Here is a 24,725-nt window from a genome sequence, read left to right as displayed (position 1 = left end):
ACCTGCCGTCTGCAATTGCTGAGCGCGCACTGGCCCCGCTAGACTGCGCCGCAGGAGGAAAAGGCCATGCGGCGCACCGGCAGTTGTCTGCTCATACTCGCCTGTCTCTTCGGAGGCTGCTCGTCGGATGTCGAGACCGGACCACGGCCAACCGAGGCACAACCGGCGCCCCGGATCCGCGTGAGCGCCTGGTACTGGCTCAACTCGGCGCCGAAGGACGAATGGGCGCGAGATTTCGCGAAGATGCGGGAACTGGGCTTCACGCATGTCGTGGTTGGGTGGGGGCTCAACTCATCGGCCGGCGTGCTGCGGGTCGCCGACACGCGCGACGCCATGCAGTGGGCACACGACGCGGGGCTCGGTGCGTACATCATCGTGTGGCATCCCACGCACAACCATCTGGAGCGCCGGCCGGACCACCAGCAGGTGAGTGTCACCGGGAAGCATCTGTTTACCTTCGACCCATTCAACGCCGAGTGGCGCGCGACCCAGTGGAAGGAGTACTTGCAAACGCTCGCTCGCACCTACAAGGACGAACCGGCAATGGCAGGCTATCTCTTCGACGACTCGTTCATGACTGGCCCCATGGAGACGGTCAGCGGTGAAGGGCTGGGACCAGACGAAGACATCGTCTCGTACAACACCTGGGAAAAGAAAGCCTTCGGTGAGCCGCTTCCTACTTCATCAAAGGATCCGCGCTGGAAGGAGTGGGTCGAGGCTCGCGCGCAATGGTGGGAGGACTGGGCCGCAGACACGGTCGAGTTCATTCGTGCGATCGACCCCGATCAAGAGCACGAGATATACCTCGAGGACCTCGACTACATCCTCGACCCGGTGCATCGCGAAACGAAAGGGCTGGACTTCGCGCGCGTCGCGAAGCACTTCGACGCGGTCGGCGCGTACACGATGGCGGAGTACGACGATACGCCTGGCGCCACTGAGCGCGCCATCGAGCGGACGCGCCGCGCCATCGTCAAGCTCCGCGAGATCGTGGGCGCAGAGAAGAAGATCATCTACACGTTCTGGATTGCCAACCCCAAGGAAGAGTTCCAGGACGGCCCGGCAAAGTATCCCACCGTGCCACAGATCCGACAGATAGCCGAGGCGGCGCTCGCCGAAGGGATCACGCACCTCGACATGTATGGCTATCGGATAGGCGACTTTCGTGTCACCGATGAGAACTGGGTAGAGAAACGGCCCAATGCCGGGCCAACCTATCCGATCACGGGACAGTTTCCGCAGAAGTTCCTCTGGGATCGACCGCAGCTGCATGAAGAGTTCGGGAGGTATTTCAGGGGTCTGAATGAATCGTGACGTTCATCGACTGGCTCATTGTCATCGTCTATTGCGCCCTGTTGGTGGGCGTTGCGCTGCATTTCCGGCGCGTCGCGTCGCGCGGCGTCGAGGATTACTTCCTGGCCGATCGCAAGCTGCCATGGTGGGTGATAGGGCTATCCGACTCCGCCTCCTACACCGGCGGCGGTCAAGGCTTCCTGATGGTGTTCTTCCTGGGAGGCTTTGCGGGCCTGTGGTTGATGGCATGGTTGAGTTGGGTCATCTGGATGCCGCTGGTGGCTGTCCTGTGGGCGCGCTTCTGGCGACGGCTCGGCGTGGTAACCACCGGAGAGTTCATCGAGCGCCGCTACGGTGGCCGCCGAGCGCGGCTCTATCGGAACGTGTTCGCGGTCTACGCGTGCGTGGCCTGGGGCCTGACCGCGCTGGCGTACGCGTCGGCTTGGATGGCAGCGACAATCGCGCCGATGCTGGGCTGGACCAACGGGCAGGTCTTGCTGGTCTTTGGCGGGATCACGCTCTTCTATACGCTGTTGTCCGGATTCCTCGCTGTCGCCTACAACGATGTCATTCAGTTCTCGGTGCTCATTCTCGGCAATCTGCTCTTCGGCGTCATGCTGCTCAGCCGCGAGGGAGGCTTCGAGGCGGTCTGGCAAGGTATCGAGACACTTCGCGGAGGCGGCTTTCTCAGCCCCTGGCCCCAAGGCGACGAGCTGACGGCCATCTCTGTGGTGGCCCTCATCGTCCAGGGGCTGTTCTTCGCGGGCTCTCCGTACGCCGGTGAGGGTTTCACCGCGCAGCGGTATCTGGCGGCGCGCAATGAAAGGCATGCGGTCGCTGGCCAGATATTCAACGGGTTGCTCGCCCTCGTGATCCGTTTGATCCCGTTCATTCTCATCGGCCTTGCCGCCGCCGCCATGTTTGCGCCAGAGGATGTGGCCGTGCCGGCGCAGCTCTGGGGTGACCTCGCCAAGAACCATGCGACGGCTGGTATCTTCGGCGTGCTGCTGGTTGCCGCCCTCGCCGGCAACATGGCTGGGATCTCCTCGATCGCGAATTGGGCCGTGTCGTATCTGATGAACGATCTGTATCGCGTACGACTTCGCCCGAACGCAGACAGTCGTGAGTATGTCGCCGTCAGCCGTGTGCTCACCGCGGGACTGCTGGGTGCGGCGTTTTTTCTCGGCGCGGCAATTGATCCGCGGAAGCTGGACACCTGGGTGCTCTTCATCAACTCGGCCTTGATGGTGTTTCCGCTGCCGCTCGCCTGGCTGAAGTGGTTTTGGTGGCGGACGAACGTCTATGCGGACATGGTGGGCATTCTTGGCGCCGTGCCTGCCGGGTACCTGGTCTGGTTCGGGTCGGACGCCGTCGTGCCCGCTCGGCTGCGCGAATCCATTCACAGCCTCACCGGCGTGAGTCTCGACGGCCTCGTGCCGGCGTTCGGCAATCTCGAGGTGTACCCATTCTGGATGGGCTTTGGGATTCTCTTCGTGCTAGGCTGGACATCGATTCTGCTGGCAACGTTCCTCGGGCCGCCCGAGGATCCGAAGGTGCTCGATGCGTTCTATCGGACCGTTCGTCCCATCGGTTGGTGGGGCCCGGTGCGCGCTCGCCTCGAGGTGGGCGACCAGCAGGCGTTCCGCGAAGAGACTCGTCGCGATCTGCGCGCGTGCGCAAGCGGCGTCTCCTTCTATTTCTCGCTCGTGGTGGCGTTCTTCAGCGTGATGGGCGGCTGGTTTGCCACCGCAGCCCTCGCTGCCGCTGTTGCGTTGGTCACCGGCATTCACTTCTTCCGGTCTACGCTGGGCAACGCCGAGACTTCTCACAACTAACCGATCCACTGCTCGGTGACGTGCGATGAGATGGCTGCTGCCGTCTCCATGACGCGGCGCGCGAGCTGCTCGTAGTTCTCGGCGTCGACGTCCATCGTCCGACCCACCACGCTCAGCGCGGCAAGCGGCACATCGCCAGCGCCACGGACGGGCGCCCCAATGCAGCGCATCCCAATCTCTTCCTCCTCGTCATCCAACGCATACCCACGTCGACGGACCGTCTCCAGCTCCTCCTTCAGCCGGCGGAGCGACGCTATAGTGTTCTCGTTGTGCCGCAACAAGGGATGCCGCGCGACGATCTCGTCCACGTGGTCCTCGGGGAGATAGGCGATGATTGCTTTGCCGAGCGCCGTGCAGTGAACGCTGATCCGCTTGCCCACCCAGGTGGCCACGCGAATGGGCTGCGGCGGCTCGAGCTTGTCCAACACGACGACCGATCCCTCCTCGAGCATTCCGAGATGGACGACGAGTCTCGTGGATTGCGAGAGACGCTGGAGGAACGGATGCGCCTCCTCCCGAAACGCAATCCCGTTCAACGCGCGGTCTGCCAGCTCCCGAAAGCGAAGGCCCAGACGAAAGGTGCGCGTGCGGCCGTCACGATGCACGTAGCCTGCGCGATCGAGCGTCTGCACGAGATAGTGGACCGAGCTCTTCGGCAGACCGAGGGAGCGGGCGATCTGGGCGGCCGAGAGACCCGCACGCGACTTGGCCAACACCTCCAAGATGGCGAGCGCCCGCTCGAGCGCCGGAACGGTTGGCCCTGTCACACTCATGCTGGACTTCTCGCTGCTGCAATCACCCGGGCCGTCGCCGCAGCTTCATCCGAACTTTACCTCATCGACACGCGGTTCGGCATCTCGAGGCCATGGCGCTACACCCTGATGAGGTGGCTTGAAATGGTGCTCGGACGCCTCGGCGAGGCGTCCCTACCTCGGAACGCGCCGTGCTAGAATGCCGCGGCAACTCACAGCATCATGCGATGGTCTAGGCTGGCTCGCTTCCTCTGCGTCTCGTTATTGGCCGCGTGTGCGACCCACGAGACGCGGCTCGATGGTCCGACCTTCAACGAGCATGTCCGAAGCGCAGCGCCGCGTTCTCCGGAGGAGCAACAACGAGGCTTCACGCTGCCCGCGGGCTTCCGAATCGAGCTCTACGCGTCCGAGCCGGACATCGGGAAACCCATGAACATCGCGTTCGACGCCGACGGGAGACTGTGGGTCACGCAATCACAGGAATACCCGCACGCTGCGGCACCGGGAAAAGGCACGGACCGCATCACGATCCTGGAAGACACGGATGCGGACGGCAGCGCGGACCGCTTCATCCCTTTCGCCAACACGCTCAACATCCCGATAGGCGTGCTGCCTTACAAGAACAACGAAGCGATCGCCTACAGCATTCCGAGCGTGTACCGTCTTGCGGATACCGATGGAGACGGCCGGGCCGACGAGCAGTCCGAGATTCTGGGCCCTTTCGAGCACAAAGACACACACGGCATGGTCAACAACTTCACGGCTGGCTACGACGGCTGGATCCATGCCTGCCACGGGTTCACGAACGAATCCACGGTGGCCGGCTCGGATGCCCATTCAGTCCACATGGTGTCGGGGAATACGTTCCGATTCCGGCCCGATGGCAGCCGAGTGGAGCATACGACGCACGGCCAGATCAATCCATTCGGTTTGGCGTTCGACGAGCTCGGGTATCTGTATTCGACGGATTGCCACACCGCGCCGCTCTACCAGCTCATTCGCGGCGGTGACTATCCGCAGTGGGGCCGAGAAGAAGGGATGGGGTTTGCGCCGGAGATGCGTCCACACGGGAAAGAGGCAACGGCGCTCGCTGGTCTCGCCTACTATGCGGACCAGATCTTTCCGAAGGACTATCAGCGCAACTTCTACGTCGGCGATGTCGTTGCCTCGAGGATCTACAGATATTCGTTCGAGTTCAAGGGCTCGACGCCGGTGGCGACGCGAGAGCCAGACTTCGTCGTCAGCGACGACCCCTGGTTCAGGCCGGTCGACGTCAAGCTCGGCCCAGACGGCGCGCTGTACGTCGCGGATTTCTACAATCGAATTATCGGGCACTATGAGGTGCCGCTCGGCCATCCCGGCAGGGACAAGAGGCGGGGCCGAATATGGAGAATCACCTACGAGGGTGAAGCGCACGACGAGCGACCCGCCCTGGCGACGGCTCCCGCTAGCGAGCTCATCGAGCTGCTTGGGCACTCGAACCTGGCGGTCCGGCTGATGGCGGCCGACCAGCTAGTGGACCGTATTGGTGAGCCGGCGGTAGAGCCGCTGACGTCGCTGTTGAAGGACGAGAAGCTCGACGCTCGCGCCTATGTTCACGCCCTGTGGGCGCTCCAGAGACTGGGTGCCCTCGACGAGGCGATTGTGAGACGGTCGGCAACGCATCCGGAAGAGCCCGTAAGGGTCCACACCATGCGTGCCTTGCTGGAGCAGTCGGAGCCGAGCCGCGCGTTCTACCCCGTGATACTCGAGGCACTCGACGACGAGAGCCCACATGTTCGACGGGCAGCGCTGGAAACACTCGTGCAGTATCCTGACCTTCGCACGCTTCGCACGGTCCTGCACCAGCGCCAGCGTGCTCCCACATATGACAGCCATCTGGTTTACACGGCACGTCTTTGTCTTCGCAACCTGTTGAGAGAAGATTCCGTCATCATCGAAGCGCGCGCGATCGAGTGGAGCGACGCGGATGCAGCTGCTCTCGTCGACGTCATGACCGGTGTGGACACGCCGGGGGCTGCCACGTTCCTCCTGGCACACCTCAACAATGCCGCCGCCGCGCCAGACGAGCAGCTACCGCGATTGTTGCAGCACGCTGCCAGGTTCATTCCCGAGCCTCGGATGGACGACTTGATCGGCGTTGCCACCGAGCGTGCCGCTAATGATCTACCTGCTGAGCTCGCGGCCTTGAAGGCTATACGGCAGGGGATCGGCCAACGAGGCGGTACCGACCCGCCGGCACTAGCGACATGGGGAGCAAGGCTCGCCCGCGCGCTCTTGGACAACCCCGTCGCGTGTGGACCAGGACAGCAAGCTCCACCAGACACGCTGGCGCGCGAAATCGACGCTCTCGAGCTGGCGGGACAGTACAAACTCACCTCGGTCGAGCCGACAATCGACGCCTGTCTGGAGACGGCTACGGACAACAACGTGAGGCTGGCGGCAGCACAAGCGCTACTGCACATCGATTCCGGCAAGCACACGGGGACGATCACGAGCATCTTGCAGGACGAGTCGGAGCCCCTCGAGGTCAAGAGAGGCATCGCCACGTCATTGGGCGAGATGCCAGGCACTGTTGCAGCCCCCATCCTCGCAGCGGTTGAGAACGTTCCGCCTACGCTGCAAGGGGACATCGTTCGAGCGCTCGCGAATACGCCGGAAGGTAGAAGCCTCCTATTCAGGAAGGTGAGGGAGGGCGCCATCTTCGCTCGCGTTCTGCTCGAGCCTCAGACGGCCGAGCGCATCCTCGCCAATAGCTCACAGGCCGAAGAGCGCGAATACGAGGCGCTGACTGCCAACGTCTCGCCCGTCAGCGACGACAAAGAGAGCCTCGTCTGGGAGCGGCTGGAAGGCTTTCGACTATCGAACGGACCGGACGAGGAAGGCAACGGCTCCTCTCCCGAGTCGGCTACGTTGGCTGGAGCAGGTGAGAAGGTCTTTGATCAGAACTGCGCTCCTTGTCATCAGGTGAACGGCAAGGGTGGGTCGATCGGGCCTCAACTCACGGGCATCGGCAACTGGGGAGCAACCGCGCTCGCCGAGAAGATCCTGGATCCCAACCGGAACGTCTCCGAGGCGTTCAGGACGTACACCATTACGACCAAGGACAAGAAGGTGCTGTCAGGGCTGTTTCGTAGAGACGAGGGAGCGTCGATAGTCTTCGCCGATGGCGCAGGGAAGGAATTCTCCGTCGCCAAGGCCAACATCGCGGAGCAGCGCGCTGCTCCCTACAGCGTCATGCCTGATCAGTTCGGCGAGGTGCTGTCGCAGGACCAGTTCAATGCGCTGCTCACCTATCTCTTGAGCCTGAAGAATTAGTCAACTCTCTTCGTTCGTAATCGTTCGTACAACGACTGGCGGTAGCGAGAAAGGTTGAACCATGAAGTTTGGCGTGAATACATTCATCTGGTCCGCGGGTATCGATCAGTCGACGCTCGACTTGCTACCAGTCATCAAGGACCGCGGCTTCGACGGGGTGGAGCTTCCAATGTTTCGAGCCGCGGGGTTCCCGGCGGCAGAGGTCCGGCGCGCGCTGGAGCAGAACGCGTTGGAGTGCACCATCTGCGCCGTTCTGGGGAGCGGTCTCAGCATCATCTCGGAGGACGCTGCGGTACGCCGAGCGACACGAACGCATTTGGAGGAATGCATCAAGAGGGCCGCAGAGGCGGGAGCCACCCTGATCGCGGGACCGCTGTACTCACCGGTTGGCTATCTGCCCGGCCGGCGGCGAACGGCGGACGAGTGGAGCGCCGCGGTCGATTGCTACCAAGCCCTTGGCCCCATGCTCGCTCAATACGGTGTGCAGATCGCGATAGAGCCGTTGAACCGCTTCGAGACGTACTTCCTCAACACCACCGCTGACGCCTCCGCGTTGTGCGACGCGATCGGCCATCCGAGCGTCGGCATCCTTTTCGATACGTTCCACGCCAACATCGAAGAGAAGAACGTCGGCGCGGCCTGCCTGTCGGCCGGGCCTCACCTGAAGCACGTGCACACCTGTGAGAACGACCGGGGAACGCCGGGCAGCGGGCACGTCGATTGGAGCGGCGTGTTCGACGCTCTCCACGCCGTGCAATACGACGGCTGGCTCACCATCGAGAGCTTCGGGTTCTCGATCGGCGAGCTCTCGGCGGCGCCCGCGATTTGGCGCGACCTGGCCGCCACGCCCGAGGCCATTGCCTTCGACGGAGTCCTCTTCCTCAAGCAACGCGCGGGCACGAGCCACCACGATGTCAACCGCCGTGAGCGGTGACGGGCAGGCGAGCGCAGCGCGTGGGGACTATCATCGATTCGCATCATCATTTCTGGCGATTCGACCCCGCTGAGTACCCGTGGATTGACCAGAGCATGCGTGTGCTTCGGCGGGATTACCTACCCGCCGCGCTGGAGGCGACGCTGCGAGATACCGGTGTCGACGGTGCGATCTCCGTGCAAGCGCGCAGCTCGATCGCCGAGACCGACTTTCTCCTGGAACAGGCCCGCATCATGCCGCAGGTGCGTGGCGTCGTCGGCTGGGCGCCCCTCAAGAACGACAGGGTCGGAGAAATCCTGGACCGGTTCCTGGCCAATCCGCGCTTCAAGGGCGTGCGCGAGGTCACGCAGGGGCTGCCAGACGAAGCGTTCTTCACCGATGACGACTTCAATCGCGGATTGCGTGAAGTCACCCGACGCCGCCTCGCATACGACCTGCTCGTCTACGAAGATCAGCTCGAAGGGGCGATTCGCTTCGTCGACCAGCATCCGGAGCAGCGCTTCGTGCTCGACCACATCGGTAAACCGGTGATTCGCCGCGGCGCTCCAGACGCGAGCTGGGTTGCTCGCATTGAATCTCTGGCCGCGCGACCCCATGTCGCCTGCAAATTCTCTGGCGTGGTGACCGAGGTACGCGAGCCAACCTGGGACCTCGAGCTGCTGAGGCCCTACTTTCAAATCGTGTGGGGCACGTTTGGCGCTGGCCGGGTGATGTTCGGGTCCGACTGGCCCGTCTGTCTGCTGCGGACCACCTACCGCGACTGGCTCGATGTGGTCGATCGGCTCGTCGAATCGTTGTCGACAGACGCACGCGCTGCCTTCTTCCATCGGAATGCAGTCCGATGGTATCGGCTATAAGATGACTGCGATGGTCGTCGCCTATCGTTATCTGGTGTCGGGGCGGGTACAAGGCGTGGGATTCCGGTTCTTCACCGAGGATGCCGCCGCTCGCGAAGGGCTCTCGGGTCAGGCGCGGAACCTGCCCGACGGTCGGGTTGAGATCTCGGTCGAGGGTGAGGCAGAGGCAGTCGCCCGCTTCGAGCGTTCGATTTGGCAAGGCCCGCCAGGCGCGCGTGTGGACGACGTTCTGACGGAAACGCAACCGGCCACCGGACGCGTGACGGGATTTCGGATTCGTGGCTAGCACACTCGCACAGGAGACGCATGAACACCGCAACGACAACCGACACCCTCAAGAGCAAGATCCGGCACATCCCTGACTTTCCGAAGCCGGGGATTCTCTTCTATGACATCACGACGCTGCTCCGAGATCGGGATGGCTTGAGGCTGGCGATCGATGCGCTCGCCGCGCCGTACACGACCAGCGATATCGACCTCGTGGTGGGCATCGAGAGCCGCGGGTTCATCCTCGGCGCCGCCGTGGCGGATCGGCTCGGCGCGGGCTTCGTGCCGGTGCGTAAGGTGGGAAAGCTCCCTGCTAAGACGGTCCGCGTCTCCTACGACCTCGAATACGGGACCGATAGTCTCGAGATGCACCAGGACGCGCTTGGTGGCACCCACCGCGTACTGATCGTGGATGATTTGCTGGCGACCGGCGGCACGGCGCGGGCCACGGTGGATCTCGTGCGCGGACTGGGCGGGACGGTGCACGGTGTGGCGTTCTTGATCGAGCTGCTTGCCCTCCGTGGGCGGTCGAAGCTCGAAGGCGAGCCGGTCATGTCCGTGCTACAGTATGAGGAATAGCCGCGCTATAATCACGGGTTGAGCGAGCGTGTAGCTCAGTAGGATAGAGCGGCCGCCTCCTAAGCGGCAGGTCGCCGGTTCGACTCCGGCCACGCTCACCAACCTTCGCTCGCCTGTCTTGTGAGCGAGCTTCGGTTGGCAAGCCACAAGGGCTTGCCCGCCGTAGCTTTAGCGAAGGCGGGCCGCAGGAACATATCCCCGCATGAAGCAATCAGAGCGACGTCATCTCCGCCAAAACGAAGTCGCGGCAGCCGTCACTTGGCTCCAGGGCCGTATGGCAAGCTACTGGGGAGCCGTCGGTTGGACGATGGCGATAGCTGTCGTGGCGATCGTGGCCGTCGGCGGCTACCTCGCGTGGCGATCGTACGTGGAGCGACACGCAGGGGCCTTACTGGCAGACGGCATGGTTGTCGCCACGGCGCCGGTGGTCACGCCTGCGCAATTGTTGACCAATCCGCCTCCGGAGGGCCAGGAAACGTTCTCCTCGAGTCAAGCGCGGGCCGCGGCATCGGTCTCCAAGCTCCTGCACGCGGCCGAGACGTATCCGGCCACGTCGAGCGGTATTGCGGCACGCTACTACGCGGCGACCGCCCTCGCCGAGACGGCGAAGCTCGACGAAGCGCGTCAACAGTATCAGGGGGTCATCGATCGTGATGCTGACGGGTTGTGGGGACGCATGGCGCGGCTCGGACTCGCAACCGTCGACCTGCGCGCGAAGCGCTACGACGCCGCCATCACAGGGTTTCGTAGCCTCCTGGCCAACGCGGATGCCGACCTCCCGGCAGATGGCCTGCTCATGCACCTCGCGCAGGCATACCAAGAGGCGGGCAAGCGCGATGAGGCGATACGCGCCTACAACCGCATCGTCAGCGAGTTCCCAGAGTCGCTCTATGTGAGCGACGCCACGACACGTGTCGAAGCGCTCAAGACAGCGCTATGAGGATTGCCCTCCTGCAGCTCAACCCGATCGTGGGCGATCTCGTGGGCAATGCCGCCCGCATTCGCGCAGCAGTCGAGCGGGTCGGCTCCCAGGCGGACCTGTGCGTGACGTCGGAGATGTCACTCACGGGTTACCCTGCACGCGACTTGCTCCTGCAGCCCGGCTTCGTGCGGTGCGCCGGTGAGCAGCTCGAGCTGTTGGCCGACGCGCTCAGCGCGGCACCCCCTGTGCTCGTGGGTCTGCCACAGCCGAACCCCGCCGCCATCGGACGGCCACTCTTCAACACGGCCGCGCTGATTGAACGGAGGCGAGTGGCCCTGACCTTCACGAAATCGCTGCTCCCGACCTACGACGTCTTCGACGAAGACCGGTATTTCGAGCCTGGCCGCGGTGTGGAGTCGCTGGTGCGTAACGGGACGCGTCTCGCCGTGAGCATCTGCGAGGACGTCTGGAACGACCGCGACTTCTGGCGCATACAGCGCTATCATCGTGACCCCATCGAAGAAGCCTCCGGACAGGGCGCGCACGTCTTGATCAACCTGTCCGCTTCGCCGTTCGCCTCGGGAAAACAGCAGCTGCGGGAGGCGATGCTCTCGAGCCTCGCCAGGAAGCACCGCATGGTGCTCCTCTACGTGAATCAGGTGGGCGGCAACGACGATCTCATCTTCGACGGGCGGAGCATGGTGTTTGGCGCCGACGGCCATCTCATCGCCCGCGGGGCCGCGTTTGCCGAAGACATCGTCCTGGTCGATCTGGACACCGAGATGGCGTTCGCACTGCCTGTCGCTCCAGGTGACGAGTGTGCGCCTAGATCGCCGGACGACGATGTGCATGGCGAGGAAGAGCTGTTCGAGGCGCTCGCTCTGGGCACGCGCGATTACGCTCGTAAGTGCTCCTTCACGGATGCCGTGATTGGGCTCTCGGGCGGCATCGACTCTGCCCTCACGGCAGCGATTGCGGCCCGCGCGCTAGGTCGCGACCATGTATTGGGCGTCCTCATGCCATCGCCATACTCGAGCCGAGGCAGTCTGGACGATGCGCAAGCGCTCGCGGTTCGACTCGGTCTGCGCACGGTGGAGATTCCCATCGGCACGCTGATGGAGTCGTATGACCTCGCATTGCATGAGGCCTTCGCGGGGCGGCCAGCCGATGTGACGGAGGAGAACGTCCAGGCCCGCATCCGCGGCAACCTCCTGATGTCGCTCGCCAACAAGTTCCGGGCGCTGCTGCTGACCACGGGGAACAAGTCGGAGCTGGCGGTCGGCTACTGCACGCTGTACGGCGACATGTCGGGCGGTCTCGCGGTCATCGCCGATGTTCCCAAAACCATGGTGTATCGCGCCGCGCGATGGTTGAATCGGGAGCAAGAGGTCATCCCAACTGCCATTCTCACGAAGGCGCCGTCGGCCGAGCTGCGGCCGAACCAGACCGATCAGGATAGCTTGCCGCCGTACGATGTGCTGGACCGCATCCTCGAGCGTCACATCGAGGATCATGCGTCGCTCGACCGACTGGTCGCCGAAGGCTTCGACGAAGAAACGGTACGCCAGGTTCTGCGACTGGTGCGCCTTGCCGAGTTCAAGCGCAAGCAGGCGGCGCCAGGACTCAAGGTCACCGATCGCGCCTTTGGCAGCGGCTGGCGCATGCCGATTGCGCGCGCAGATTGGGAGTGTGCACGTCAGGGTGAGGGGGTGACAGGGTGAAGGGGGTGACAGGGTGACAGGGTGAAGGGGTGACAGGGTGAAGGGGTGACAGGGTGAGGGGGTGACTGGGTGAGGGGTGACAAGGTGACTGGGTGATTCGAGAATACGGGGCGAAATCGGGCGACCCTTTCACTTTCGCTCGATGAGTGCCTCGAGCACTCAGGCCACCCGTTCACCCTGTCACCCCCTCACCCTGTCACCCCCTCACCTTGTCACCCCATCACCCGACGCGCCCTGCCACGGTGGCGCTAATGCACGGTATAGGGCCCCTGCAGTTTGAACTTGGCAATGGCCGTGTCGAACCGCTCGCCGGTCGGCGTGACCATTTGATAGGTGCCCTCCATGGAACCGAGGGGGGTTACGAGGGGACAAGCAGACGTATACTCGAACTCTTCACCGGGCTCGATGACGGGTTGGAGGCCGACCACGCCAAGGCCGCGCACTTCCTGGATCTCACCGTCGGCGTCCTTGATAATCCAGTGGCGGCTGATCAACTGTACCGTCACGTCGCTTTCGTTGCGAATCGTGATCGTGTACAGAAAGAACCAGCGACTCAACTGCGGAGCGGAGTGCTCCGACGAGTATTCCGCCCGTACCACAATCCGAATGCCCCGAGTCACCGCTACCGAACGCGACATAGGCGCCCATTCTACCTCCGCGGGCCTCTGTAGCCGGTGCCGGTTCGCACGGGCCATCAAGTCTGCGCGCGGCTCGACGTTCCTCCTCTGCGAACGCTCGAGGACCGATCCATCCTTCGCCCGCTACCCTGCGTTGCCCGTCACGCGCTGCGCGGGATTCGAGCGGCCGGCAGGCGACGACCATGACCCGAACCTCTAGCCCCGTGATTCGACCGGCAACGCCGGATGACGCCCCGCTGATTCTCGCCTTCATCCGGGCCCTCGCCACATACGAGCGGCTCGAACGGTATGTGACGGCAACCGAGGAAGGGGTGCGAGAGGCCTTGTCTGGACCACATCCTGCAACCGAGGCCCTCGTGGCAGAGGCCGAGGGTAAACCGGTCGGTTATGCCTTCTTTTTTCAGACATTTTCGACGTTTCTGGGGCAGCGGGCGCTGTACCTCGAAGACCTGTTCGTCGCTCCGGAAGCACGGAGCCAGGGGATTGGGCAAGCTCTGCTAGGCCGCGTGGCCCAAATCGGGATACAACGTGGGTGCAGTCGGCTCGAGTGGGCGGTGCTCGACTGGAACGCCCCGGCCATCCGATTCTACCGCCGGCTCGGTGCTGAGCCGGTCACTGGTTGGACGGTCTACCGACTCACGGGATCCGCACTGGCACGCGCCGCTCAGCTGGATACGGCGGCGCGGTGAGGGGGGCGGGGCGCAGGAGCCGGCGCGCGCCGACGGTAGCGGTCGCGCCCTGCGGCCCGGCTCTCCGAGCAACTGCAGTAACTCGTTGCAGCAACCCTAGATCGGGTATCATTGGCGTCGATTGTGTCCTGTTTCTCCTCGTGATGAATGGAGCGGATCGGCCCAATCGGGAGGCTAAGGCCGGCACAGGCTCCCGACAAGCGCCTGAAGTCGAGTCCACGGTTGATCTCTTGGCAAGGTTTCGAGCCGGCGATCGGTCGGCTGTCGACGCCTTGTTCCAACGTTATCTTCCTCCGCTCCGGCGCTGGGCACGCGGCCGGCTGCCCCGGTTCGCGCGCGATCTCCTAGAAACCGAGGATGTCGTCCAGGAGACGATGGTCCATGCCTTCCGGCGGCTCGACCAATTCGAGTTCCGGCACGACGGCGCCCTTCATGCGTATCTTCGTCAGGCGGTCGTCAATCGTATCCGCGATGAGGTGCGGAAAGCCCAACGGCGCCCGTTGTCCCAGGAGCTCGACACCCACGACCACGAAGACCAGGGCGTGTCACCGCTCGAGGAGGCCATCGGGCAGGAGGCCCTGGAGCGCTACGAGCAGGCGCTGGGCAGGCTCAGAGACGAGGACCGGCAGGCGGTCGTGCTGCGTGTGGAGCTCGGCCTCGCGTACGCCGAGGTCGCCCAGGGGCTGGGCAAGAACAGCGCCGACGCCGCTCGCATGGCCGTCGCCAGGGCCTTGATCAAGCTGGCAGCAGAGATGGAGGCGCTTGAATAGACGGAAGGGGTCAAGGGGTCCAAGGGATCTAGGGATCTAGGGGTTGCCGAGCGAGCCGCTTAGGGCTGGCGGCGCCATGTCTGCCGGGTTCACAATCCTCTCCCGATGGTTCTCGTTTGCGCTGTTGGCGTGCTCGGCCCCAACCTGAGAGCGAACCCTGCCACACAACCGTTGGCCCCTTGATCCCTTGATCCCTTGGCCCCTTGATCCCTTGGCCCCTTGATCCCTTGATCCCTGATGTACTCCGACCTCCGCACCTTCATCGACCGCCTTCGGCAAGACGACGACCTCGTGGTGATCGACGCGCCGGTCGACGCGCGGCTGGAGATCGCCGAGATCCATCGGCGCGTCATCGCGGCTGGGGGTCCAGCCCTCCTGTTTCGTAACGTGCGGGGCACGGCGTTCCCCCTCGTCACGAACCTCTTTGGCACGTCACGCCGGGCGGCGCTTGCGTTCGGCGATCGGCCGGAAGCGCTCATTCGGCGGCTCGCGGAGCTGGCCGAGACATTCTTGCCTCCATCGGTGGCGAAGGTCTGGGAAGCGCGTGACGTCCTCCGTTCTCTCGGCCGAGTTGGTTTGCGTCGCCGTGCCCGGGGCCCGGTCACCGAGGTCGAGACCACGGACGTGAGGCTCGACGCGCTCCCGGTGCTGACCTGCTGGCCCGGTGACGGCGGGCCGTTCATCACGCTGCCGCTCGTGTACACCGAGGCGCCTCCTCGACAGAGCTCAGGGCAGGACGCTCGACACGGCCACAACCTCGGCATCTATCGACTGCACGTCTACGACCCGCAGACAACGGGCATGCACTGGCAGATCGGCAAGGGCGGAGGATTTCACTATGCCCTCGCGGAAGCGCGAGGAGAAGCGCTGCCGGTGACGGTCTTTCTCGGTGGTCCTCCCGCGCTCATCCTGTCGGCCATTGCCCCTCTCCCTGAGAACGTGCCAGAGCTGCTACTGGCGTCGCTCGTCGCGGGTGAGCGACTGGACGTCATCGAGGGGCGCGGGCCGCACACGCTCGTCGCGAACGCTGAGTTCGCTCTGCAAGGTGAGGTCCGTTCGGGAGAGCGACACCCGGAGGGGCCGTTTGGCGACCACTACGGCTACTATTCCTTGCGTCACGACTATCCAGTATTTCGCGTGACGAAGATGGCGCATCGACGCGATGCCATCTATCCGGCGACTGTTGTCGGGAAGCCAAAGCAAGAAGACTTCTACATTGGCGATCTGCTCCAGGAACTGCTTTCGCCACTGTTTCCCCTCGTGATGCCGGGTGTTCGAGCCTTGTGGTCGTACGGCGAGACGGGATACCACTCGCTGGCGGCTGCAATAGTACGGGAGCGCTACAAACGAGAGGCGATGGTGAGCGCATTCCGGATCCTCGGCGAGGGGCAGTTGGCCCTCACGAAGTTTCTCCTGGTCACGGATCGTGACGTTGACCTGCGTGACTTCCGTGCGACGCTGACGCACCTGCTCGCCAGGACGCGGCCGGAGACCGATTTGTACGTGCTCGCGAACTTATCGATGGACACCCTCGACTACACCGGCCCGTCGGTCAATGAGGGCTCGAAAGGCGTGTGGCTTGGCCTCGGCGATCCTGTGCGCGAGCTGCCTCGGGCATTTTCCTCCACCGAGGTCCCGGCTGCCGTGACGCGTGTGCATGTGTTCTGTCCGGGATGCCTCGTCGTAGGTGGGCCAACGCGTCTCGCCGAGCCCAAATTTGCCACCCACATCGCGCGTCACTCCGCGTTTGCCGAATGGCCGCTGATTGTCATCAGCGAAGAGCCGGATCGCGTTGCCGCCAGCCCCGTGAACTTTCTCTGGGCGACGTTCACGCGGTTCGAGCCGGCGGCTGACATCGTGGCGGCAAGGAAGCAGGTCGTCCGCAACCATGTGAGCTACAAGGCGCCAGTAGTGATCGACGCGCGTCTCAAGCCCGGTTTTCCGGAAGAGCTCTCATGCGACCCGGAGACGGCCGCCCTTGTCACGCGGCGTTGGCGCGAGTACTTTCCCGCACGCGACGTCGAGATGGGCGACGCCGGCCGAGCACACCTGGATCCGCCGATTGGGAGACATGACGCACAAATCGTGAGGGTCGCGGATGACAATTCCTGAGGACTACATTCTATTCAGCGGGGGAGCGCCGGGCGCGGAGGCCGAATTCGGGGCCAATGCGGAGCGATGGGGCCTGGACGAGGTGAACTTCGGCTTCGAGGGGCACGTCGTGGCCCGCACGCGGGGGATGCGCATCCTGACCCACGAGGAGCTGCAGGCGGGCGACGTGAGCCTCGAGTACATCTCGCGTCTGATGAACCGGCGCTACGCGGACACGCCGACCTTTCGCAAGGTCCTGCAAAGCATTTGGTACCAGGTGAACCACGGCCAGGAGGTCTTCGTCGTCGGCACGATCCTGAACGATGGCCACGTCAAGGGCGGAACCGGGTGGGGCGCCGAGTTCGCGAAGTTGTGCAACAAGCCGTTGCACGTGTTCGATCAGGCGCAAGACGCCTGGTTCACGTGGAACCAGCGTGAATGGGTGCGGCGCCCGCCGGATGATGCCCCTGCGATCACCCAGGCACATTTCACCGGCACTGGCACGCGCATGCTGCAAGACAATGGCCGGCAGGCGATCGCGACGCTCTTCGAACGCGCCTTCGGCAGTCGCGGCGGTAGGTAGGGAGCGCCCTACCGCTCCGTACGTAGCGGACGAGGGCTGAAGGCCTTCGCGACGTGGCACGACCAAGCGCAATCGCTGGAGCTTCTCTCGTATGCGTCATTTCACACTTGACTATTCACCCGAAGCCGTGCTCACAGCAGCCCCTGCGGCGGCGCCGGCGCGCGCCGAAGTACCAGAACCCGACCGTTGGGACCTGTCTCATATCTATCCAGACTGGGCAGCGTGGGAGGCCGACTACGCCGACCTGGAAGCTCGCATCAAGACATACGAGGCGCTGCGCGGCACGCTCGCGCAGAGCCCCGAGCGCCTGCTGGCAGCGCTCCAAGAGAGCGACGCGATGGGCCAGTTGTCGTACAAGGTCTGGTACTATGCGTCGCTCGCGCACGACGAGGACCAGCGCGATAACACGATAGGCGCCCGCCGGCAGCAGGTGCAGATCCTTTTCGCCGCCTGGAGGCAAGCCACCTCGTGGTTCAATCCGGAGCTGCTCGAGATCGGCTTGGACCGTATCCATGCGTGGACGGAGCAGAATCCGGCGCTCGCCGTCTACCGGTTCTTCGTCGAAGATCTCTATCGACAACAGGACCATGTGCTGGACGCGCGCGGCGAGCGCCTGCTCTCGTTCGCCAGTCAATTCGGCAACGCGCCGGATGAGACGTATCAGGCGCTCTCCACGGCGGACGTGCGCTTTCCCACGATCCGGCTCAGCAGCGGCGAAGAGATCACGACGACCTACGCGCGCTACCGCGCCGTCTTGGCGACCAACCGCGTGCAAGCCGACCGTGCGGCCGCGTTCAAGGCGCACCATCAGACGTTCGAAGCCACGCGCAACACCTACGCGGCGCTGTACAACGGCGTCCTCCAGCGCGACTGGTTCTTCGCGCAGGCGCGCGGGTACGCGAGCATGCTCGAAGCGGCGCTTCACACGAACAACATTCCGGTGTCCGTGTACGAGAACCTCGTCGCCACGACGCGATCGAACGTCGGACCGCTGCAGCGCTACGAACGGCTCCGACGTCGCGCGTTGGCTCTCGAGACGTATCACACCTACGATGGTGCCATCCCGCTCGTCGAGTTCAACGAGCGTTACCGATATCGCGACGTCATCGGCTCCATCGTCGAGTCCGTCGCCCCGCTCGGGCCCGATTACCAGCGACGGCTCCGCGAGGGCTTCGAGAGCCGCTGGATCGACGTCTACGAGAACCAAGGCAAGCGGAGTGGCGCCTACTCGGCGTCCGTATACGGCGTGCACCCGTACGTGTTGATGAACTACAACGATACGCTGGACGCCGCGTTCACGCTCGCCCACGAGATGGGGCATTCGATGCACACCGTGCTGACGCACGAGCATCAGCCGTTCATTTATGCCGATTACACGATTTTCGTCGCTGAGGTGCCCTCGACACTGAGCGAAGCCCTGTTGCTCGACCACATGCTGCAGCGTTCCACCGAGCCGGTCGAGCGTGCCGTCCTGCTGCAGCATGCCATCGATGGAATCGTTGGCACTTTCTACACGCAGGTGATGTTCGCCGACTTCGAGCTGCAGGTTCACCACCGTGTCGAGCGCGGCCAGCCGATTACCGCGGAGGTGCTCAGCGAGATCTACTTCGACCTCCTTCGCACCTATCACGCAGACTCGCTCGACTACGACGATCTGGTGCGCATCACGTGGGCGCGGATTCCGCACTTCTTCGCCGCGCCCTACTATGTCTATCAGTACGCGACGTGCTATGCGTCGAGCGCGCACCTGCTGCGCGACTTGCGCGCTGGAGACGAGGGCGTGCGCCGTGATGCCATCGCACGTTACCTCGGGCTCCTCGCCTCGGGTGGGAGCGATCACCCCATGACGCTCCTGGCTCGCGCTGGTGTGGATCTTTCGCGTCCGGAGCCTGTCTTGGCCGTCGTCGAACAGCTCGACACGCTCGTCGGTCAGCTCGAGGCCGAGCTCGCGGCGCTTGGCTCACCGGCAGCAGCCCCCACGGATGGGCGCGGATAAGGGCTCGTCTGGGAATAACTATGCCATTCTGGGCGTCGAGGCGCCCGGCTGGCAAGGCGCGAGGAGCGCGCATACCGGGCGTATGTAAGCGACGAGCAACGCAGCCAGGCGGGATGCATCGGCGGCCAGAATGGCATAGCTATTCCCAGACGAGTCCTAAGCATGATCCGCAAGCCAGTCGTGCTCATCACGGGGGCCAACGGCGAGATTGGCCATGGGCTGATCACCCAGCTCGCCGCCGAAGCCGACCGGCGTATCGTCACGCTGGATCTCACCCGCCTCGATACGACGCTGGCGCCGCTCGTGCAGCGCGAGTTCACCGGCTCGGTCCTCGATACGGCGCTCCTGGAACGCATCCTCGCTGAGTTCGAGGTCGACCTGGTGTTCCACCTCGCCGCGCTCCTCTCGACGCGGGCGGAGTTCACTCCGTTGGCGGCTCATCGAGTAAACGTCGAGGGCACGTTGCTCCTGTTGGAGTTCGCCCAGAAGGAAGGCGAGTCGCACGGCCGTCCGGTGACCGTTGTGTATCCTTCCTCGATCGCGGCATACGGCCTGCCCGATCTCGAGACGCGTGCGGTGGCCGGTCCGGTGCGCGAGGATCAATTCACGCAGCCCACGACGATGTACGGCTGCAACAAGCTCTACTGTGAACAGCTGGGCCGCTACTACGCACATCACTACAAGCAGCTCACGGCGGAGCCGTACACGGGACGCGTGGACTTCCGCGCCGTGCGGTTCCCCGGGCTCATCTCGGCGACGACGCTTCCGTCAGGGGGGACATCGGACTACGCGCCGGAGATGATTCATGCGGCGGCGCGCGGTGAGCCGTACGACTGCTTCGTCCGTCCGGACGCGCGGATCCCATTCATGGTCATGCCGGATGCCGTGAGCGCCCTCCTCACGTTGGCCAAAATGCCGCGCGGCTCGCTCACACAGACGACATACAATGTGGCAGCGTTCAACCCCTCGGCCGACGAGATCCGCGAGGTCGTCACCCGTGCCTTTCCCGGCGCCCGCATCGCCTACAGCGTGGACGAGAAGCGCCAGCGCATCATCGACACCTGGCCGGCGGCTGTCGACGATGGCGCCGCGCGGCGTGATTGGGGTTTCGCCCCTCAGTTCTCGTTCGAGCGCGCCTTCGACGAATACCTGATTCCCACCATCAGGGGTCAGGTCTCAGGAAACAGGCTAGGGCGGCCTTCGAGTCCATAACTCCACTCCAGTAGTCAGTCATGTGCAGGTCTTTAGTCAGTCGTACGCCAACCTTTAGCCACTCGGAGTAGGGGCCTTACTAGGCCTGACGGTGCGCGGCTACGAGTGCCAGCGATTGGCAACACATGTGAATCCACGGACCCGGACCGGCGGCGCGGCCAAAGCGCCGCCAGGTGCCGGTAGGAATCAGATCCCGAGGACGAAGCATGCGTCGAACGATCGTGGCAGCCAACATGTCGTGGACGTGGAGCGCGGGCGGAGCCCTACTGCTCGCCGGTCTCGTATCGACGGCCCCGCTGTCGGCCGCACCGCCGACCGGATTCAGCCAACAAAACATCGCGCGCCCCGACGGCGGGAGCTGGAACCAAGTGGTCGGGCTGACCTTCTCATCTCACGGCCGGATGTTCGTCTGGGAGCGCGCCGGCCGCGTGTGGATCGTCGAGGAGGGTCACGCGCCGGTCACGACGCCGTTTCTCGACATCTCCGAAGAGGTGGGCGGCTGGCGCGACTTCGGGCTGCTCGGCCTCGCGCTCCATCCCAACTTCCCCGAGAACGGCTACATCTATGTGATGTACGTCGTCGACCGCCACCATCTGCTGCACTGCGGCGCGCCCGCCTCCGGTGTGGGACGGCCGGTCTGCGATGACGATTACAATCCCGCGACGGACGAGTACTTCAACGCGACCATCGGTCGCATCACACGCTACACGGCCCTGAAGCCGGCCGGTGAGAGTGATTTCAGCCATGCGACGGCCGTTGATGCGGACAGCCGCAAGGTCCTGCTCGGCGAGACCATCGCGACCGGCATTGCCATTCTGCATCAGTCTCACGGCACCGGCACGCTCCTCTTTGGTGACGACGGCACGCTGCTCGCCTCCGCCGGCGACGGCGCAAGTTATGCCTCGGTGGATACGGGTAACGCCAGCGAGACTTACTACACCCAGGCTCTGGCCGACGGGATCATCACGGAGAAGGAAAATATCGGTGCCTACCGATCGCAGCTCCTCAGCTCGCTGAACGGCAAGATCCTTCGTATCGATCCCGCAACGGGCGACGGCATCAGCTCCAATCCGTTCTACGATGCTGCCCAGCCCCGCTCGGCGCGCTCGCGAGCCTGGGCACTCGGCCTACGCAACCCGTTCCGCATCACGCTCGAGCCCGACACCGGCGTTCATGATCCCGCAGAAGGGCGCCCCGGCACCATCTACATTGGCGATGTTGGCTTCGGTACGTGGGAGGATCACCACATCTCCAAGAATGGCGGTGAGAACTTCGGCTGGCCGGCGTTCGAGGGCATGACCGAACAGAGCGACTACTGGAACCGCGACACGCCAAACATGGATGCGCCGAACCCGCTCTTCGACGGGACCGGCTGCACGCAGGAATATTTCTATTTTCGCGACCTCATCGTCCAAGACACGCTCGACGCCGTGAGCTTCCCAAACCCGTGCAACGCCGCCGAACAGATCACGACGGCCGACGTCTTCGTCCACACGCGGCCGGTCATCGACAGCCATCACACTCAGGAGAACGCGCGCTGGGCGACCTACAACGGCAACGTGGCGGAACATCCTCAGATTGGCCAGTCGAACACCGAGGGGACGTGGACCGTCGAAGGCACGCCCTTCCGCGGCAACGCAGCCGTGGCCGGGGTCTGGTACACGGCTGACGACTTCCCATCCGATTACAAGAACACGTATTTCGCCGCCGACTATGGCGGCGCGTGGATCCGCAATATCGTCTTCGACCCGAGCGGTATGCCGCGTGAAGTGCGGCTGTTCGACGCCAGTCCCGGGCCCGTTGTCGCGATGGCGAGCCATCCGGAGGAAGGCGGGCTGTACTACGTGGTCTGGCCGGCCACGGTGCGCAAGGTGACCTACTCTCCGAGCAACAGCCGTCCCGTGGCGGTAATCGACTCGGACAAGACGCACGGCCCTGGCCCCTTGACGGTCCAGTTCACCGGCGACAGCTCTTCGGACCCCGATCAGGATCCGCTGGTCTACGCGTGGGACTTCGGCGATGGCTCGGTCAGCGACGCGGTAAACCCGCAGCATACGTTCGATCCGGAGACGCCTGAGGCCACCAGCTACGCGGTCACACTGACGGTGACCGATCCTGCCGATGCCAGCGACCAAGCCGACATGGTCGTCTCGGTCAATAACACGCCACCGACTGTGACGATCACGAGCCCGATCGATGAGTCGACCTACCCATTGACCGGCGACTCGGTCGTCGATCTCACGGCGTCGATCAGCGACGCGGAGCATGGGCCCGATCAATTGAGCTGCGCGTGGCAGACGGTGCTGCATCACAACGACCACGTCCACGCCGAGCCCGTCGATTCGAGCTGCTCGACGACGACGGTCATGTCGCCGCTTGGCTGCGGCGAGGAGACGTACTTCTATCGAGTGCACCTCACGGTTACCGATGCGGCGGGGCTTTCAACCGCCGCATCCGCGACACTGCTGCCGGACTGCAGTGAGACCTGGCAGGGGCAAGATATCGGCAACGTGGCTGCGGCGGGATCGTTTGTCGAGGAGGGCGACACGATCACCGTTCATGGCTCGGGCACCGACATTTGGAGCACGAGCGACGAGTTCCACTACGTCTACCAGGCGCTCGAGGGCGACGGTGAGATCGTGGCGCGAGTGACCAGCTTGACGCCCACCCACGACTGGACCAAGGCTGGCTTGATGGTCCGGGCAACGCTTACCGGGCAGTCGCGCCATGCCATGATGATGGCCTCAGTCGGCCATGGCGTCGCGTTCAAATACCGGACCCGCGACGGCGGCCGCAGTGCGCCTGGCGGTCCCGGGCCTACGGTCTCGATGCCGGTGTGGCTGCGCCTGGTGAGGTCTGGCAACACACTGAGCGGCTACTATTCCAGCGATGGCACGAACTGGACGCTGCGCGACAGCGTCACGATCTCGCTCCCGAGCTCGGTGTTCATCGGTCTGGCTCTTACGAGCCACGCGGATGGAACTCTCGCCACGGCCACCTTCGACAACGTGAGCGTGACCAGAGGATCCTGAAGAGCTTTGCTGTCCTATCTTCCCGGTTGCACGACCCGCAACCCGTGTGCCCGCGCCGCTTCGGCCAGCCGCGCGTCGTAGGTGACGAAGTCGAGGTTATCGTCGCCAATCGCGAGCGCGCAGGCCAGGTGAATCGCGTCGAGCGGACGAAGCGATGGTGGATCGAGCGTCGCCGCTTCACGCAGGCGAGCCGAATGAAGGGCGATCAGATGGAACCCGTCCAGCGCGGAGGCAGCCTCGTCGGGGTGCACAGGACCACGTCTGAGCGCGCGCCCGGCCTCGGTGATCGCCAGTGTGCAGGTCGACGCCTCTATAGGTTCCTGCAGATAGTCGACGACCGCGAGCGACTCAGGCTCATGCGTGCAGAGCTTGACGACTGCGGACGCGTCGAAGTACGCCGACCTCACCGCAGTCGCTCTTCGCGCAGCTCGTCGAGTATCTCTTCGCTCGGTCGATCGAGCTTGACATGGTGAATCTGCGGCAACACTTCGCTAAGCGGTCGTCTCGGAGGCCTCGCCTGCCCTTCAGCCACGAGCCGCTCGAGGGGAGTCGCATCGTCTGGCGGCATCGGCCGGAGAATGGCGACTTCCTGCCCGTGCTCGGTTACCGTGAGCGCCTCCCCGAGCTTTACGCGATCGAGATACACCGACAGGTTCTGCCGCAACTGCCGCACACCTACAGTCCTGGACGACTCGCGTGCCATGAGAACGCCGCGAGCGGGTCGGCTGCGTGAGGAGGAGTACGAGCCGCTTGTCCTGCGAGACTTACGAACACGCTTGTCATTCTTCATGACGCACGCTGTAGCACATTTATCCGGGTAGGATCAATCGGTCGCTCTCATGGCCGGCTGCTTCCTGAATCCAGCCTTTGCTCGCCTCCGGCGAGCTACGGCTAGGCAAGCCTGATCCTGCGCCGTTCGCCGATGGGCTACTGCCGTTCACCGGAAAGGGCGTCCAGGTAGGGATTCAGGTGGCTATGCTGCCCCCATGAACGGAGTGCTGGTTCGCACGCTCCCGACGATGGCCAAGCCCGATCCGACACCGACGCCGCGCATCGAGCCGAGCCGGCTGGTGGCACTGCTGGGCTGTCTAGCGATCGTCCTGGCGAGCGTCGCTGCCGTGGTAGTGTGGACCGCGCTCACGCAGCCCCTGGCGCTGGTGGAGGCGCTGGGCCGTGGCGGGGTTCGAGAGCTGGCGACCCTTCTGGTTGCACGGCTCATCGAGACCGTCGCTGAGC

Annotated in this window: 22 protein-coding genes and 1 tRNA gene; 19 read left to right on the top strand and 4 right to left on the bottom strand. The window is 64.1% G+C overall.

Annotated elements, in window-relative coordinates:
* Positions 1–66: 66 nt before the first annotated feature.
* Together GEV06_21580 and GEV06_21575 are read left to right on the top strand one after the other, a co-directional pair.
* Positions 67–1,314 (top strand): hypothetical protein, encoded by a 1,248-nt coding sequence (locus GEV06_21580; GenBank protein MPZ20478.1) that lies wholly within the window; start codon positions 67–69, stop codon positions 1,312–1,314.
* On the top strand, positions 1,308–3,128 hold the full coding sequence (locus GEV06_21575) for a hypothetical protein (protein MPZ20477.1): 1,821 nt from the start codon (positions 1,308–1,310) through the stop codon (positions 3,126–3,128). The genes GEV06_21580 and GEV06_21575 overlap by 7 nt, the downstream gene beginning before the upstream one ends.
* Here GEV06_21575 and GEV06_21570 read toward each other — a convergent pair.
* Positions 3,125–3,901, bottom strand: coding sequence for a helix-turn-helix domain-containing protein (locus GEV06_21570; protein ID MPZ20476.1), 777 nt, complete (start codon positions 3,899–3,901; stop codon positions 3,125–3,127). The genes GEV06_21575 and GEV06_21570 overlap by 4 nt on opposite strands.
* Before the next feature lie 201 nt (positions 3,902–4,102).
* Between GEV06_21570 and GEV06_21565 the strand changes: the two genes are divergently transcribed.
* From GEV06_21565 to GEV06_21530, 8 genes are all read left to right on the top strand, one after another.
* Positions 4,103–7,198, top strand: a complete 3,096-nt coding sequence (locus GEV06_21565) for a c-type cytochrome (protein MPZ20475.1) — start codon at positions 4,103–4,105, stop codon at positions 7,196–7,198.
* Positions 7,199–7,259: 61 nt separating this feature from the next.
* The gene (locus GEV06_21560) at positions 7,260–8,132 is read left to right on the top strand and encodes a TIM barrel protein (GenBank protein ID MPZ20474.1); all 873 of its coding nucleotides are present in this window, start codon (positions 7,260–7,262) and stop codon (positions 8,130–8,132) included.
* Between the two features lie 29 nt (positions 8,133–8,161).
* Positions 8,162–8,989, top strand: coding sequence for an amidohydrolase family protein (locus tag GEV06_21555; protein MPZ20473.1), 828 nt, complete (start codon positions 8,162–8,164; stop codon positions 8,987–8,989).
* Between the two features lie 10 nt (positions 8,990–8,999).
* Positions 9,000–9,275, top strand: a complete 276-nt coding sequence (locus tag GEV06_21550) for an acylphosphatase (protein ID MPZ20472.1) — start codon at positions 9,000–9,002, stop codon at positions 9,273–9,275.
* A gap of 20 nt (positions 9,276–9,295) precedes the next feature.
* On the top strand, positions 9,296–9,835 hold the full coding sequence (locus GEV06_21545; protein MPZ20471.1) for an adenine phosphoribosyltransferase: 540 nt from the start codon (positions 9,296–9,298) through the stop codon (positions 9,833–9,835).
* Positions 9,836–9,859: 24 nt separating this feature from the next.
* Positions 9,860–9,936: transfer RNA gene (locus GEV06_21540), tRNA-Arg, on the top strand.
* A gap of 101 nt (positions 9,937–10,037) precedes the next feature.
* A complete protein-coding gene (locus GEV06_21535) occupies positions 10,038–10,775 on the top strand; it encodes a tetratricopeptide repeat protein (protein MPZ20470.1) in 738 nt (245 codons plus the stop codon).
* Positions 10,772–12,478 (top strand): NAD+ synthase, encoded by a 1,707-nt coding sequence (locus GEV06_21530; protein MPZ20469.1) that lies wholly within the window; start codon positions 10,772–10,774, stop codon positions 12,476–12,478. Before GEV06_21535 ends, GEV06_21530 begins: the two co-directional genes overlap by 4 nt.
* 248 nt (positions 12,479–12,726) lie before the next feature.
* Here GEV06_21530 and apaG read toward each other — a convergent pair whose 3' ends face one another.
* Positions 12,727–13,116, bottom strand: coding sequence for a Co2+/Mg2+ efflux protein ApaG (gene apaG, locus GEV06_21525; protein MPZ20468.1), 390 nt, complete (start codon positions 13,114–13,116; stop codon positions 12,727–12,729).
* On the opposite strand from apaG, the gene GEV06_21520 reads away from it, so the two are divergent.
* The 8 genes from GEV06_21520 to GEV06_21485 all read left to right on the top strand — a co-directional run bounded on the left by GEV06_21520 (position 13,085) and on the right by GEV06_21485 (position 23,489).
* Entirely contained in the window at positions 13,085–13,315 is a 231-nt protein-coding gene (locus GEV06_21520; GenBank protein MPZ20467.1) for a hypothetical protein, read from the top strand. The genes apaG and GEV06_21520 overlap by 32 nt on opposite strands.
* A complete protein-coding gene (locus GEV06_21515) occupies positions 13,299–13,805 on the top strand; it encodes a GNAT family N-acetyltransferase (protein MPZ20466.1) in 507 nt (168 codons plus the stop codon). The genes GEV06_21520 and GEV06_21515 overlap by 17 nt, the downstream gene beginning before the upstream one ends.
* Before the next feature lie 140 nt (positions 13,806–13,945).
* A complete protein-coding gene (locus GEV06_21510) occupies positions 13,946–14,575 on the top strand; it encodes a sigma-70 family RNA polymerase sigma factor (GenBank protein ID MPZ20465.1) in 630 nt (209 codons plus the stop codon).
* Positions 14,576–14,812: 237 nt separating this feature from the next.
* Entirely contained in the window at positions 14,813–16,687 is a 1,875-nt protein-coding gene (locus tag GEV06_21505; protein ID MPZ20464.1) for a UbiD family decarboxylase, read from the top strand.
* The gene (locus GEV06_21500; GenBank protein ID MPZ20463.1) at positions 16,674–17,249 is read left to right on the top strand and encodes a hypothetical protein; all 576 of its coding nucleotides are present in this window, start codon (positions 16,674–16,676) and stop codon (positions 17,247–17,249) included. The genes GEV06_21505 and GEV06_21500 overlap by 14 nt, the downstream gene beginning before the upstream one ends.
* 91 nt (positions 17,250–17,340) lie before the next feature.
* Complete coding sequence (gene pepF, locus GEV06_21495) at positions 17,341–19,245, top strand: oligoendopeptidase F (GenBank protein MPZ20462.1); 1,905 nt, start codon at positions 17,341–17,343, stop codon at positions 19,243–19,245.
* A gap of 162 nt (positions 19,246–19,407) precedes the next feature.
* Positions 19,408–20,457, top strand: a complete 1,050-nt coding sequence (locus tag GEV06_21490) for an NAD-dependent epimerase/dehydratase family protein (GenBank protein MPZ20461.1) — start codon at positions 19,408–19,410, stop codon at positions 20,455–20,457.
* A gap of 206 nt (positions 20,458–20,663) precedes the next feature.
* Positions 20,664–23,489, top strand: a complete 2,826-nt coding sequence (locus GEV06_21485; protein MPZ20460.1) for a DUF1349 domain-containing protein — start codon at positions 20,664–20,666, stop codon at positions 23,487–23,489.
* Positions 23,490–23,503: 14 nt separating this feature from the next.
* Here GEV06_21485 and GEV06_21480 read toward each other — a convergent pair whose 3' ends face one another.
* Complete coding sequence (locus tag GEV06_21480) at positions 23,504–23,896, bottom strand: PIN domain-containing protein (GenBank protein MPZ20459.1); 393 nt, start codon at positions 23,894–23,896, stop codon at positions 23,504–23,506.
* On the bottom strand, positions 23,893–24,192 hold the full coding sequence (locus tag GEV06_21475; GenBank protein MPZ20458.1) for a type II toxin-antitoxin system prevent-host-death family antitoxin: 300 nt from the start codon (positions 24,190–24,192) through the stop codon (positions 23,893–23,895). The genes GEV06_21480 and GEV06_21475 overlap by 4 nt, the downstream gene beginning before the upstream one ends.
* A 283-nt stretch (positions 24,193–24,475) precedes the next feature.
* Between GEV06_21475 and GEV06_21470 the strand changes: the two genes are divergently transcribed.
* Positions 24,476–24,725: hypothetical protein (locus GEV06_21470; protein MPZ20457.1), on the top strand; the 250-nt coding region annotated here is incomplete at its 3' end.

Origin of the sequence: Luteitalea sp., assembly GCA_009377605.1 — a bacterium.
Classification (GTDB): Bacteria; Acidobacteriota; Vicinamibacteria; order Vicinamibacterales; family Vicinamibacteraceae; genus WHTT01.
This window is presented reverse-complemented; position numbering and strand designations above follow the sequence as displayed.